Origin of the sequence: Mesorhizobium sp. 2RAF45 (genome assembly GCF_052115225.1) — a bacterium.
Classification (GTDB): Bacteria; Pseudomonadota; Alphaproteobacteria; order Rhizobiales; family Rhizobiaceae; genus Mesorhizobium; species Mesorhizobium jarvisii.
Map to the genome: position 1 here is coordinate 44,741 of NZ_JBFRGG010000024.1, position 11,443 is coordinate 56,183.

Here is an 11,443-nt window from a genome sequence, read left to right on the forward strand (position 1 = left end):
TATGTCGTTCCGTTTAGGCCGATTTCGACTGCCGTTCGAAAATTTTTCGACTCTGGCACTACGCTTCGGCCCGGTTGGCTTTCGTCGGCGCCATCGCGCGCGCCGATGAAATTCAGGCCGGCGGCGGCAGCCGACCGTTCTCGATGCGCTGGATGCGGTAGCGCATGAGCCGCAGGATACGGCTTTCGAAATTGACGCTCTCGACGCGATCGAACTGCACCTGGGCGCGGTCGTGCCTGGCGAGAATGGCGGCGGTGATCTCGGCCGCCTTGGCCTTGGCCGTAGCGCAATCCGTCCGCGGGTAGGTCGCCTTCAGCGCGTTTTCCAGCTCGCGGCCATAGTTCTTGGCGATCTCGACATGGCGTTCTTCATGGCGCTTGATGTCGGCCGACAGCGTGTCCCAGAACAGCTTCACGTCGGGATCCGCCTTGCGCGGGCGGCGCCATTCCGGAAGGATCACCTTGACCTTGACCGTCACGGCGGCGTCGGCGATCCGGCAGGAGCCAGCCTGCGTGGCGTAGCTGATACGGGTGGTGAAGGCCATCTGGGTGGCGCCGGGGTGGCGCGAGCCCGTGCTTTTGACCTGCGGCCCGTGTTTGGAGAGCTGCTTCTCGATGTCTTCGAGCGTGCTGCCGCCAATGGAAAAGTAGCTGTATGTCTTGACGAGATTGGCCGCGCCCGCCGGAACAGCGGTCATGGCAAGCAGCAGCGCGCAAAGTAGGGATCGTTTCATCATATTGCCTCTTTACCCACCTTGCTTTACGGCCGTTGCCGGCGCAACGGAATTGATCCTTTGCGGATCACACATCGTTGATGAGCCCATGGTTGATGAGCAATGACGGCGAGGCGATGGCAGCTGGCGCATGGACGTCATCTCGACCTTGGCGGCAAGGCCGTGGTCGTCGGCGTCCTCAACGTCACCCCCGACAGCTTTTCCGACGGCGGACTGTTCGATGCGCCCGAAGCGGCGCTGGCCCAGGCGCGCCGCATGATCGGGGAAGGGGCACGGATCATCGATGTCGGTGGAGAATCGACCCGGCCGGGCGCCGCCGCGATCTCGGCCAGCGAGGAACAGGCACGTATCCTGCCGGTGATCGAGGCGTTGGCGCGCTCCGGTGACGTGCTGATTTCGGTCGACACCTATCGCGCCGAAACCGCGCGGCTGGCCGTGGCTGCCGGCGCGCATATCGTCAACGATGTCTGGGGCCTCCAGCGCGAGCCCGACATCGCGCGGGTCGCCGCCGAAACCGGAGCCGGGCTCATCATCATGCATACCGGGCGGGATCGCGAGAAGCTGCCCGACGTGATCGCGGACCAGTTTGCGTTCCTGGAGAGATCGCTGGAGGTCGCCCGCCGCAACGGCATTGCCGATGATCGCATCGTGCTCGATCCCGGTTTCGGCTTCGCCAAGGAGACGGCGCAGGAAAATCTCGAGCTGATGGCGCGGTTTTCCGAGCTCCATGCGCTAGGCTTTCCGCTGATGGCAGGCACCTCGCGAAAACGCTTCATCGGCACCGTTACCGGCCGCGATGCGGCAGACCGGGCTGCCGGAACGGCGGCGACCAGCGTCATTCTCAGGCTCAAGGGCGCGCATCTGTTTCGCGTCCATGATGTCGCAATCAACGTGGACGCGCTGGCCGTGGCGGATGCTATGCTGGCGCTTGAAACCGCCGTATCGGAACGCTGAGCCATGTATGTCATCCGCCTGAAGAACTGCGCCTTCTTTGCCCGGCATGGCGTGCTCGACGAGGAGGAGGCGCTCGGCCAGCGTTTCTATGTCGACGCGATGCTGTCGGTCGAACCCGGGCGCGCGCTTGTCGACGACGCCATCGAGGAAACCGTCAACTACGGCATTGCCTTCACGGTGATCGAGAAGATCATCACCGGCGAACGGCGTTTCCTGATCGAGGCCCTGGCCATGGAAGTGGCAAAGGCGCTGACGGAGCGGTTTCCGCAGATCAAAAGGGCCGAAATCACCGTGCGCAAGCCGAACGCGCCGGTGCCTGGCGTGCTCGATTATGTCGAGGTGACCGTTGTCTGGCCCGAGTAACACCGTCTACCTCAGCCTCGGCGGCAATCTGGGCGATCCGGCGGCCTCGATGGCGGCGGCGCTGCGCATTCTCGACGCCGATGCGGATACGCGCGTTACCGCCGTCTCGTCGCTCTACCGCACGCCGCCCTGGGGCAAGCTCGACCAGCCGGATTTCCTCAACGCCGCCGCCGAACTGTCGACCCGGCTCGCACCGCGGGCACTGCTTGACCTCTGCCTCGACGCGGAGCGCAAGCTGAAGCGGGTGCGCGAGGAGCGCTGGGGGCCGCGCCTGATCGACATCGACATTCTGGTGTTCGGTAACCGCGTCATCCATGAGACCGGGCTGGAAGTGCCGCATCCGCGCATGCTGGAGCGCGCTTTCGTGCTGGCGCCGCTGGCCGAGATCGCGCCGGATCTTGCCGTCGGCGGGCGAAGCGTATCGGAACGGCTCGGCGCCGTCGACGCCGCCGGAATCGAGCGATTGCCGTCCGGCCGGGATTGGTGGCTGACGTAACGATCAGCCGGAAAATCCGCCTTCGTCGAGAAAGGCCTGCTCCTGTGGTGTCGTCTCGCGGCCAAGCATCCTGTTGCGATGCGGAAACCGCCCGAAGCGCTTGATGATGTCGCGATGCTCCAGCGCGTATTTCAGGTTGAACTCGGCCCTGGCGGTGTGCAGCTCGACCGAAATGTCCTGGTCGGCAAGGTTTTCCGCATGTTCGAACGGCAAATACAGGAACACGCGGACTTCCGGTTCCAGCGCCAGGTCATGCCCGGCAGCGACCGCTTTTTCAGCGAAATGCTTCGCCAGCGGATCGGTGGCGTACATATGGCCGGTGCCACGGAAGCAATTGCGCGGAAACTGGTCGAGCAGGATCATCAGCGCCAGCGAACCTTCGGCATGGTTCGACCAGGCGTCGCATTCACGCCGCGCGGCGGCGTAGTGCAGGTCAAGAAACCGATCGCGGAAATCGGCATCGAAAGCGTCGCTCTTCTCAAACCATGCATCCTCGCCGGCGTCGCGCCAGAATTTGGTGACCGACAGGGCTCTGCTGTCCAATTCCATGCATGATTCCTTGGTTCAATCGGCTGTTTCGGATTTGTGCAGAACGCCGGCCGTCTCCTCGTTGAGGGCCTGACCGGGGCGGCGCGGCGTGGAGAGCGGTGTCGGAATCGGCGTGCCGATATTGCCCCGCAGGAAGCGCTGGCCGGCGCGAATGCCTTCGGCGAGCTGGGTTTCGAAACGGTCGGTGTCACGACGCCTGACGTCCTCGATCGTTTCCGCCACGTCTTCGGGATCAACGCCAAGCGATTCCAAGGCCGAGCCGCCGAAAACCAGTGCCGATTCGAAGGTCTCGCGCAGCTGATAGTCGACGCCGGCGCGAATGAGCTGCAGCGCGGTGCCGCGGTCGAAAGCCCGGGCAAGCACGGTGAGCAGCGGAAATTCGGCCTTGATCAACTGGGCGATGCGAACGGCCGCATCGGCCTTGTCGACGCAGATCAGCACGGCGCGCGCCCGGCCGGCGCCGGCCGCGTGCAGGATATCCAGCCGGGTGCCGTCGCCATAATAGACCTTGAAGCCGAAATCCGCCGCCGCCTGGATCATCTCGACATCGTTGTCGATGATCGACACATCGATGCCGCGCAGCAGCAGCGGCTGGCTGGCGATCTGGCCGAAGCGGCCGAAACCGATGATCAGCACGCTGCCGGTCAGTCCGTCGGCGACATCGACGCCGTCGAGCGACTGCTCGTCGCGCGGGGTGACATAGCGCAAGGCGATGATCGCCAGCGGTGTCAGCACCATGGAGATGATGACGATCGCCGTCAGCGTCGCGTTGGCCTGGTTGTCGATGATGCCGACGGCAGCGGCGGCGGAGTAGAGGACGAAGGCGAATTCGCCGCCTTGCGCCATGAAGACCGCGCGTTCCAACGCTTCACGATGGCCGGTCTTGAGGATGCGGGCGACGATGTAGATGCCAAGCGCCTTCATGACCATGTAGGCGACGACATAGATGGCGATCAGCTTCCAGTTCGCGGCGACCACATGCAGGTCGAGCGACATGCCGACCGCAAGGAAGAACAGGCCGAGCAGGATGCCGCGGAACGGCTCGATGTCTGCTTCCAGCTGATGGCGGAAGGTCGATTCGGACAGAAGCACGCCGGCCAGGAAGGCCCCCATCGCCATCGACAGGCCGCTGAGCTGCATGGCGAGCGCCGATCCAAGCACCACCAGCAGTGCCGCGGCCGTCATCACCTCACGGGCACGGGCATCCGCCAGGATGCGGAAGAACGGGTTGAGCAGATAGCGCCCCGCCAGCACCAGTCCGAGGATCGCGGCAAGGCCGATGCCGACCTCGGTCAGCCTTTCCGACAGGCTGGTGTCGGCGCCGCCCGGCGCCAGGAACGCGATCAGGGCCAGCAGCGGCACGATGGCCAGATCTTCCAGCAACAGGATGGAGACGATGCGCTGGCCTTTCGGCGAGGCGATTTCGCCGCGTTCCTCAAGAAGTTGCATGACGATCGCCGTCGAGGTCAGCACGAAACCAGCCCCGGCGACGAAGGATTGCGAGACCGGAAAACCGCCGGCCATTCCCACGCCGGTCAACAGGACCGCGCAGACCCCGACCTGGAGCGCACCGAGCCCGAAGATTTCGCGCCGCAGGCCCCAAAGCCGCGACGGCTGCATTTCCAGCCCGATGATGAACAGGAACATGACGACGCCGAGTTCGGCGACGTGGAGGATGGCGCCCGATTCGGAAAAGATGCGAAGACCAAACGGGCCGATCACCACGCCGGCGGCCAGATAGCCTAGGATGGAGCCGAGGCCCATGCGCTTGAAGATGGGGACGGCGACAACCCCAGCGGCAAGCAGCGCCACCACCTGAATGAGATCGCTGCCTGATGTTTCCGCTGCCATGCCTCTTGTCCCTAAGTCTCCCTATGTCCGACAGCACTCCTTGCATGCAGTTGGAGCGGGAGGCAAGGGCGGGGAGCCTAACGGGTGCCGTCGAAGCGTTTCCCCTGGTGGAACAACGGTCTCCGCTTGCCTGTCGGACGAATGGTATATATATCGGTAGGATGATTGACCATTCGTCCCGGCCGTCTCCGCCAGATATCCCGATGGATGCGCTCAGCGAAATCCTACAAGACTTTCGCTTGAGTGGCGTCAATTATGGCCGCTGCGAGCTCCAACATCCCTGGAGCATAGAATTCCCGCAACAATCGCTGCTTCGTTTTCACTTTGTCGGTCAGGGTCCATGCTGGATCCACACCGAAGCGCATGGATGGCAGGAGTTGCGCGATGGCGATCTGGTGCTGCTGCCGCAAGGCATCCCCCATCGGCTGGCCAGCGCGCCGGACGTTGCAGGCGGCTCGCTCGATGATTGCCGGGTGACCAAGTTGGGGAGCAACGTCTGCGAAGTCGTACGGGAAGGCACGGGCGCGACAAGCACCCTTTTCTGCGGCTCAATGGCCTTGGGCGCCTGTGCGTTAAATCCATTGATCACGCTGATGCCGCCCATCATCAAGGGTTGCGACGTGGCCGGCAATGACCCGGTCGTTGGCCCTCTGCTGGCGGCCATGACCGTGGAGGCCGCGCAACCGCAGATGGGCAGCGCCACCATCTTGTCGCGCATGGCGGACTTGCTGACAGCCCGGCTCATTCGCTGCTGGGTCAATTGCACGGGAGCTTCGACCACCGGTTGGCTCGCTGCCATCCGCGACCCCCATATTGGCCGCGCTCTGGCAGCCATGCACAGAGACCCCGGCCATAACTGGACGCTCGAAAGCCTCGCCAGCCTGGCAGGCCAATCGCGCTCGATTTTCGCCGAGCGCTTCAGCGCTGTATTGGGAGAGGGTGCTGCACGCTATCTCGCCCGTTTGCGCATGCAGCTTGCCCGCGAGTTGTTGGGGCAAAACGGTTTGTCGGTGGCCGAGGTTGCTACTCGCTTGGGCTATGATTCCGAGGCATCCTTCGCTCGCGCCTTCAAGCGCATCACCAACGTCTCGCCAGGCGTTGTGCGTCGCACAATTGCCGGACGAATAGGCATGGATTTCGGATTTTGAGGTACATATCATCCGAAAAGACTCGTTTATGAAGATCTCCAAACCTTGGAGATCTTTCCGTGACTGACACAACATTACAACTTGAAGACGCGGCGATAGGCGTTGATGCCGATGCGCCGGCCGCGTGGAGCGCAACCACCTGGTTCGCAGTCATTTCATTGGCCGCCACCAGCTTTGCCCTGGTCTCAGCCGAATTCCTGCCGGCAGGTTTGTTGACGCCAATGGCGCGCGATCTCGGCATCAGCGAGGGAACGGCCGGACAGGTCGTCACCGCCACCGCTTCAGTCGGCGCCGTGACGGCCATGTTGAGCAATGTCCTCATCGGTCGGTTGAACCGCAAGACGGTGCTGGTCGGCCTTATGGCCCTAGCGGTTGCTTCCAATATTCTTGCGGCGCTGGCGCCCAATTTCTGGCTGCTGTTGCTGGGTCGGGCCGGACTGGGGATCGCTCTCAGCGCTTTCTGGGCGCTTTCGGTCGCCGTCGTGGCCAGGCTGGTTGGCGCCAGTGCGACAGGTCGGGGCATGGCTATCGTTACCCTCGGCGTCTCGCTCGCCACCATTGCCGCACCGTCGATGGGCGCGTTGATCAGCGACTGGCTGGGTTGGCGCACCGCCATGGCCATGACGGCAGGGTTGGCCTTGCTGGCCATGCTACTGCAGTTGCTTAGCCTGCCGTCTTTGCCTGCAACGGCAAGCAATAGTCTTGCGGACGTCCTTCGGCTGACACGGCGGCGTGGCATTCAACTTGGTATGCTTGCCATCCTTTTGCTGATGACGGGGCATTTTGCCGGCTCGGTCTATGTGCGTCCCTTTCTCGAACATGTGACGCTCCTTGCCACTGGGCCAATTGCCCTGGCGTTGCTCGGATTTGGCATCGCCGCAGTGATCGGCAATATTGCCGGTGGCCGCATGGCCGACGCCAATATCCACGTGGCTCTCGTGGTTACCGCCGCATTGATGGCGTTTGCGGCGCTGTCATTAGTGCTTTGGGGCGTGCACATTGGCGTTGCCTTTGGCTTCGTAACACTGTGGGGCTTCGCCTTCGGCATGGCGCCGGTGGTGTTGCCGACAAATTTGTCTCGCGCCGCGCCGGACGCGCTGGAAGCAGCGGGCAGCCTGATGGTCGCCTCTTTTCAGGTCGCCATCACCGTCGGCGCGGTTGTCGGCGGCTATGTTGTGGACACCTACGGCCCTACGGCGCCTTTGACTGTGACTGCTATCCTTGCTGCATCGACAGCCGTCTTGGCGCTGCGACAGCCGCGTAACTGAACTTTGCCGCCGCTGACACAGCAGCCCGAATCCGACCCGGACAATATTGCAGACGCGTTACACAAGTTTACGCAATGCGCGCGTTGCTTGTTGCCACAATCGAAGGCTAAGGACGCTCGGCTTCGGCCATTGGAGGGTGAGCGACGATCAAGTCGCGCCCTTTTGAGGAGATGACTGACATGAAGAAGTTTTTGCTTGTTGCCGTCGGCCTGGCGGTGCTTGCCGGTTCGGCCTGCTCGAAGGCGCCGGAATGCACGGCCGAGATCGCGACCAAGAAGGCGCAGGACATGGCCGCCGCACTGCAGGAGGCGATCACCAAGGATCCGTCCAAGGCGGCTGACCTGACCGCCAAGGTCCAGGCAGTAACAACCAAGTACCAGGGCACCACGACACTCGCCGACGCCTGCAAGGCGTATGACGAGGTGACGGCCGCCATCAAGGGCTAAGCGCCTTTTTGCTGGTTCGAGGGGGCGGTGGCGATGGGCTGCCGCCTCTTTGCTTTTGGGGATGTGCTAGGGGCAGGCGCGACAATGCGCTCAATTCGGCGCGATGGAGCCGACTTCGACGGCATCGACGCGCTTCAGGCTCATGCCGATGACCGGCACCAGTTGGTCCTGGACACGCACGGCAACCGTCACCGTCATCGAATTGTCGTCGGGAATGCGGGCTTGCATGACGCCGCGGAGCTGATTGCGGTTGATGGTGAAGACCACCTTGCGGGCATCGACAACGTTGCCGCCGATGATGTCCAGGCCCGCACCGTCAGCGCCCCCCATGAAGGAGCCCTTGTAATCGCGGCCCTTGCGCTCGATCTTGGCCGACATCGGCTGGGTGAACATGCCGACGCGGCAGCCGCCGTCCAGAGTCATGCCCATCTTGCCGTCCGGCGTGGAGCCGGTGAAGCTGCAGTTGAATTTCGTGCCCTTGTACTTGCCGGCGACGATTTCGCCCGGGCCGACCCATTTGCCTTCGGCCGACTGGAAGAACTGCTTGTCCGGCTCTGCGGCGGAAGCCTCCGAGGCGAGACCGACGACTGCTGTGATCGCAACGGCCAGGGGCAGGACGCTGGACAGAATTACGCTTTTCATCGACGACACCTGGCAACAAAGAGGCTGTTTGGAACCGGTTCGACCATGAAGAACATTGGTTAATGCTTCGTCACTGCGGGCCTTCGAAACGGCAATCCGCTCATCGTCAGGAAGAAGAGGACGCTATTTGCCGGAGCGTGTGGTTTCGGTGTCTTTCTTCGCTGCAAACGATGTCAATGCCGAGAGGAAATCGCCCAGTCCCGGACGCTTCGCGGCGCTGAAGGGCAGGGGACGCGCGGTTTCCATCGCCGCGATGCCGATGCGCGCCGTCATCATGCCGTTGACGACGCCCTCGCCAAGCTTGGCCGAAAGCCGTGCCGCCAGGCCGTGGCCGACGATCTGCTGGACGAAACTGTCGCCGACGGCGATCGAGCCGGTGACCGCCAGATGCGCCAGCACGCTGCGCGCCAGGCGGAAGAACCCCAGCGTTCCCGGGCGTCCGCCATAGAGTTCGGACAGACGGCGAATGAGGCGTCCGGCCTCGAACACGACATAGGCGACATCGACGAGCGCGCGCGGGCTGACCGCCGTCACCAGCGAGACGCGTTTGGCCGCTTCGAGAATCATCACCTTTGCCCTGGCGTCGAGGGGGCCGAGGATTTCCGCTTCGGCCAGGCGCACCAGATTGCCGCCGTCGATGATTTCGCCGCGCAGTTCGGCGAGCGCACGCCGTCCGGCCGCGGTCTCGGGCTTGGCCGCTACGAAAGCCGAAAGCTCGTCGACCACCGACCGTGCCGCCTTGGGGTCGTCGCGCGCGATGGCGTCGAGCGCGCGTTTTTGCAGTTTTTCGACTTCGGCAAGGCGGGCGATCGCCAGGAATTCCCGAATCAGGATCACCACGAGTGCCAATACGGCGATCGCCGCCATGCCGGCGGCCAGCCAACCCAGCCATTCGGCGCGGGCGAAGAGATCGCGAACCAGCTGGTCGGTCCACAGGCCGACAGCCAGCGAAACCAGTACGCCGATGGCGCCGAAGAAGATGCTGCCGAACAACGAGCGTTTCCTGGGGGCGACCGCCGGCGGCGGTTCCGCGGCGACGATGTCCGGTTCGTCGAAGACGTCGATTTCCGCCGGTATGACCAGCGCGACATCGGTCTTCAGCCCGCGGGGTTTGCGCGGGGGCTCGGCCTGCCGCGTCTTTGACGCCTCTTGTGTTGGCGCGGCTTCCGGCTCGATGCGGAAGGCCGCCGGTTTGCGGGGCGCGGTCATGCCAGATGGTCTCCGATCAGGAACTGCAAGGCACGGTCGAGCCTGATATGCGGCAGAGACAGCGTGACGCCTTCGGCCGTGCGTTCGAGTTTTGGTGGGCGGAACCGGACAAAGCGGATTGCCGGGTCCGTGGAATCCTGCCTGTGATCGGGTCCGGAGACGTCGAATACCGCATCAATCTTCTCCGGTAAGTCACCGGGAAATATGGCAGTTTCGGTCTTTCCGTCGAACGTTTCACCGTTGATCTTCTCGCCGGCGATCGGCGTGCCGATGATGACAGGCAACGTCTCACGGCCTTGCTTGACCGTGCCTTCGCGGGTCGCGCGCACCGCCGCCATGGCGACGACGTCGACGTCGGCGCCGGTGAAGTTCGCTCGTGCCACGGCACGGTCCGCCAGCCGCCGCACGATCGCCTGCAACCGGTCATGGCTTTCATGGTGCAGGTGATCGGCCTTGGTCGCGGCGACCAGGATGCGATCGATGCGCCGCGAAAACAGGTCGGTGAGGAAGCTACCCCGGCCGGGGCGAAAACAGCTGAGGATCTCGGTCACCGCACGCTCGAGGTCGGCCATGGCGCCGGGGCCGGCGTTCAGCGCCTGCATGGCGTCGATCAGGACGATCTGGCGATCGAGGCGGGTGATGTGTTCGCGGAAGAACGGTTTGACGACATGCGTCTTGTAGGCCTCGTAGCGCCTTTCCATCATGGCGTGCAGCGATCCCGGGCGCGGACGCCTGTCGAGGCCAGCCAGCGGCGCGAAGGTCAGTGCGGGCGAGCCTTCGAGGTCGCCAGGCATCAGGAAACGGCCGGGCGGCAAGGTCGAAAGCGCGCGCTCGTCGAGCTTGCAGGCCTTGAGATAGGCCGCGAAGCTTTCGGCGAGGCGGCGTGCCGTCATCTCATCGGCGTCGCCATTCGGGTCGATTTCCGCCGAGATCGCCCGCCAGGCCCGCGAAAGATCCTCGCGCACCGGCAAAGTGGCCATCTCCATGGCCTCGTGTGAAAAATCGGCGAAGGATTTGCCGAGCAGCGGCAGGTCGAGCAGCCATTCGCCGGGATAATCGACGATGTCGACCGACAGTTTGCCTGAAGAGAACATGCGGCTCCAGCCGGAGGCCGATTCATATTCGATGGTCAGCCGCAGTTCCGAAATGGCGCGCGTGGAATCGGGCCAGGCGCGGTCGTTGACCAATGCGGCGATATGATCCTCGTACTGGAAGCGCGGCACGGCGTCGTCAGGCTGCTCTTCGAGGAAGGCGCGGGCGATACGCCCGGATTTCTGTGCCTCGAACAGCGGCAGGCGTCCGCCGTGGATCAGATTGTGCACCAGCGCGGAAATGAACACCGTCTTGCCGGCGCGTGAAAGGCCGGTAACACCCAGCCGCAGCGACGGAGAAAAAAGCCCGGTGGCGCGTCCCGACAGCGTATCGAGGGCAATTTTTGCCTCGTCGGTGAAGGTGGTCAGCGATGATGCCAAAATGTGATCTCTCAGGCTTGGGTCCGTCCGATATAGGCGCTGGAACCCGGCTTTGAAATGGCGCCGGAAATCGATGCCGAAGCAATTCCAGGAAAAGTGTGGAGCGGTTTTCCCGGGAAGAGCGCATAGCGCTTTCCCTTGGAAATTGCGCCAAAACAGGGAGTTAGAGCCTTTCACGTTTTGACGGAAGCGTAGCCTGCGTTTTCGAAGTAGTTCTTGCATTCGGCTGCCTCGATGGTTTCGACGAGGTGGCCGATGTAGCGCCACGTGTCCTCGACGGTGCGTTTCTGAGCCTGGCGCATCCAGTGTTTG

12 protein-coding genes and 1 pseudogene are annotated in these 11,443 nt (G+C 63.4%); 6 read left to right on the forward strand and 7 right to left on the reverse strand.

Annotated elements, in window-relative coordinates:
• Positions 1-112: 112 nt before the first annotated feature.
• Positions 113-736 (reverse strand): DUF922 domain-containing Zn-dependent protease, encoded by a 624-nt coding sequence (locus AB4Z43_RS32665; protein ID WP_019858337.1) that lies wholly within the window; start codon positions 734-736, stop codon positions 113-115.
• A gap of 99 nt (positions 737-835) precedes the next feature.
• On the opposite strand from AB4Z43_RS32665, the gene folP reads away from it, so the two are divergent.
• Genes folP through folK form a run of 3 tightly spaced genes read left to right on the forward strand, consistent with a single transcriptional unit; the run spans position 836 to position 2,546 of the window.
• Positions 836-1,687 (forward strand): dihydropteroate synthase, encoded by an 852-nt coding sequence (gene folP, locus AB4Z43_RS32670; protein ID WP_019858336.1) that lies wholly within the window; start codon positions 836-838, stop codon positions 1,685-1,687.
• A gap of 3 nt (positions 1,688-1,690) precedes the next feature.
• Entirely contained in the window at positions 1,691-2,050 is a 360-nt protein-coding gene (gene folB / locus AB4Z43_RS32675; protein ID WP_019858335.1) for a dihydroneopterin aldolase, read from the forward strand.
• Positions 2,034-2,546 (forward strand): 2-amino-4-hydroxy-6-hydroxymethyldihydropteridine diphosphokinase, encoded by a 513-nt coding sequence (gene folK / locus AB4Z43_RS32680; protein WP_019858334.1) that lies wholly within the window; start codon positions 2,034-2,036, stop codon positions 2,544-2,546. Before folB ends, folK begins: the two co-directional genes overlap by 17 nt.
• 3 nt (positions 2,547-2,549) lie before the next feature.
• Here folK and AB4Z43_RS32685 read toward each other — a convergent pair whose 3' ends face one another.
• Positions 2,550-3,095 (reverse strand): DUF924 family protein, encoded by a 546-nt coding sequence (locus AB4Z43_RS32685; protein ID WP_441940831.1) that lies wholly within the window; start codon positions 3,093-3,095, stop codon positions 2,550-2,552.
• A gap of 15 nt (positions 3,096-3,110) precedes the next feature.
• Positions 3,111-4,946: a monovalent cation:proton antiporter-2 (CPA2) family protein gene (locus tag AB4Z43_RS32690; protein WP_069092235.1), complete on the reverse strand. Its 1,836-nt coding sequence runs from the start codon at positions 4,944-4,946 to the stop codon at positions 3,111-3,113.
• Positions 4,947-5,107: 161 nt separating this feature from the next.
• On the opposite strand from AB4Z43_RS32690, the gene AB4Z43_RS32695 reads away from it, so the two are divergent.
• The 3 genes from AB4Z43_RS32695 to AB4Z43_RS32705 all read left to right on the forward strand — a co-directional run bounded on the left by AB4Z43_RS32695 (position 5,108) and on the right by AB4Z43_RS32705 (position 7,808).
• A complete protein-coding gene (locus AB4Z43_RS32695) occupies positions 5,108-6,094 on the forward strand; it encodes an AraC family transcriptional regulator (RefSeq protein WP_441940832.1) in 987 nt (328 codons plus the stop codon).
• 59 nt (positions 6,095-6,153) lie between these two features.
• Positions 6,154-7,362: an MFS transporter gene (locus tag AB4Z43_RS32700; RefSeq protein ID WP_441940834.1), complete on the forward strand. Its 1,209-nt coding sequence runs from the start codon at positions 6,154-6,156 to the stop codon at positions 7,360-7,362.
• 179 nt (positions 7,363-7,541) lie between these two features.
• Positions 7,542-7,808, forward strand: a complete 267-nt coding sequence (locus AB4Z43_RS32705) for a hypothetical protein (protein WP_019858327.1) — start codon at positions 7,542-7,544, stop codon at positions 7,806-7,808.
• 90 nt (positions 7,809-7,898) lie between these two features.
• Here AB4Z43_RS32705 and AB4Z43_RS32710 read toward each other — a convergent pair whose 3' ends face one another.
• From AB4Z43_RS32710 to AB4Z43_RS32725, 4 genes and pseudogenes are all read right to left on the reverse strand, one after another.
• Positions 7,899-8,450, reverse strand: coding sequence for a hypothetical protein (locus AB4Z43_RS32710; protein ID WP_038646972.1), 552 nt, complete (start codon positions 8,448-8,450; stop codon positions 7,899-7,901).
• A 123-nt stretch (positions 8,451-8,573) separates the two neighbouring features.
• Entirely contained in the window at positions 8,574-9,659 is a 1,086-nt protein-coding gene (locus AB4Z43_RS32715) for a YcjF family protein (RefSeq protein ID WP_441940837.1), read from the reverse strand.
• Positions 9,656-11,131, reverse strand: coding sequence for a YcjX family protein (locus AB4Z43_RS32720; protein ID WP_069092232.1), 1,476 nt, complete (start codon positions 11,129-11,131; stop codon positions 9,656-9,658). The genes AB4Z43_RS32715 and AB4Z43_RS32720 overlap by 4 nt, the downstream gene beginning before the upstream one ends.
• A 173-nt stretch (positions 11,132-11,304) precedes the next feature.
• A pseudogene (locus AB4Z43_RS32725) lies at positions 11,305-11,443 on the reverse strand (IS630 family transposase); the annotation flags it as partial.

Bases quoted from the DNA above. Each gene is read 5' to 3' on its own strand.
- AB4Z43_RS32685 (WP_441940831.1), bottom strand. From the start codon at position 3,095: ATGGAATTGGACAGCAGAGCCCTGTCGGTCACCAAATTCTGGCGCGAC.
- folB (WP_019858335.1), top strand. From the start codon at position 1,691: ATGTATGTCATCCGCCTGAAGAACTGCGCCTTCTTTGCCCGGCATGGC.
- folP (WP_019858336.1), top strand. From the start codon at position 836: ATGACGGCGAGGCGATGGCAGCTGGCGCATGGACGTCATCTCGACCTT.
- AB4Z43_RS32690 (WP_069092235.1), bottom strand. From the start codon at position 4,946: ATGGCAGCGGAAACATCAGGCAGCGATCTCATTCAGGTGGTGGCGCTG.
- AB4Z43_RS32705 (WP_019858327.1), top strand. From the start codon at position 7,542: ATGAAGAAGTTTTTGCTTGTTGCCGTCGGCCTGGCGGTGCTTGCCGGT.
- AB4Z43_RS32695 (WP_441940832.1), top strand. From the start codon at position 5,108: ATGATTGACCATTCGTCCCGGCCGTCTCCGCCAGATATCCCGATGGAT.
- AB4Z43_RS32665 (WP_019858337.1), bottom strand. From the start codon at position 736: ATGATGAAACGATCCCTACTTTGCGCGCTGCTGCTTGCCATGACCGCT.
- AB4Z43_RS32710 (WP_038646972.1), bottom strand. From the start codon at position 8,450: ATGAAAAGCGTAATTCTGTCCAGCGTCCTGCCCCTGGCCGTTGCGATC.
- AB4Z43_RS32715 (WP_441940837.1), bottom strand. From the start codon at position 9,659: ATGACCGCGCCCCGCAAACCGGCGGCCTTCCGCATCGAGCCGGAAGCC.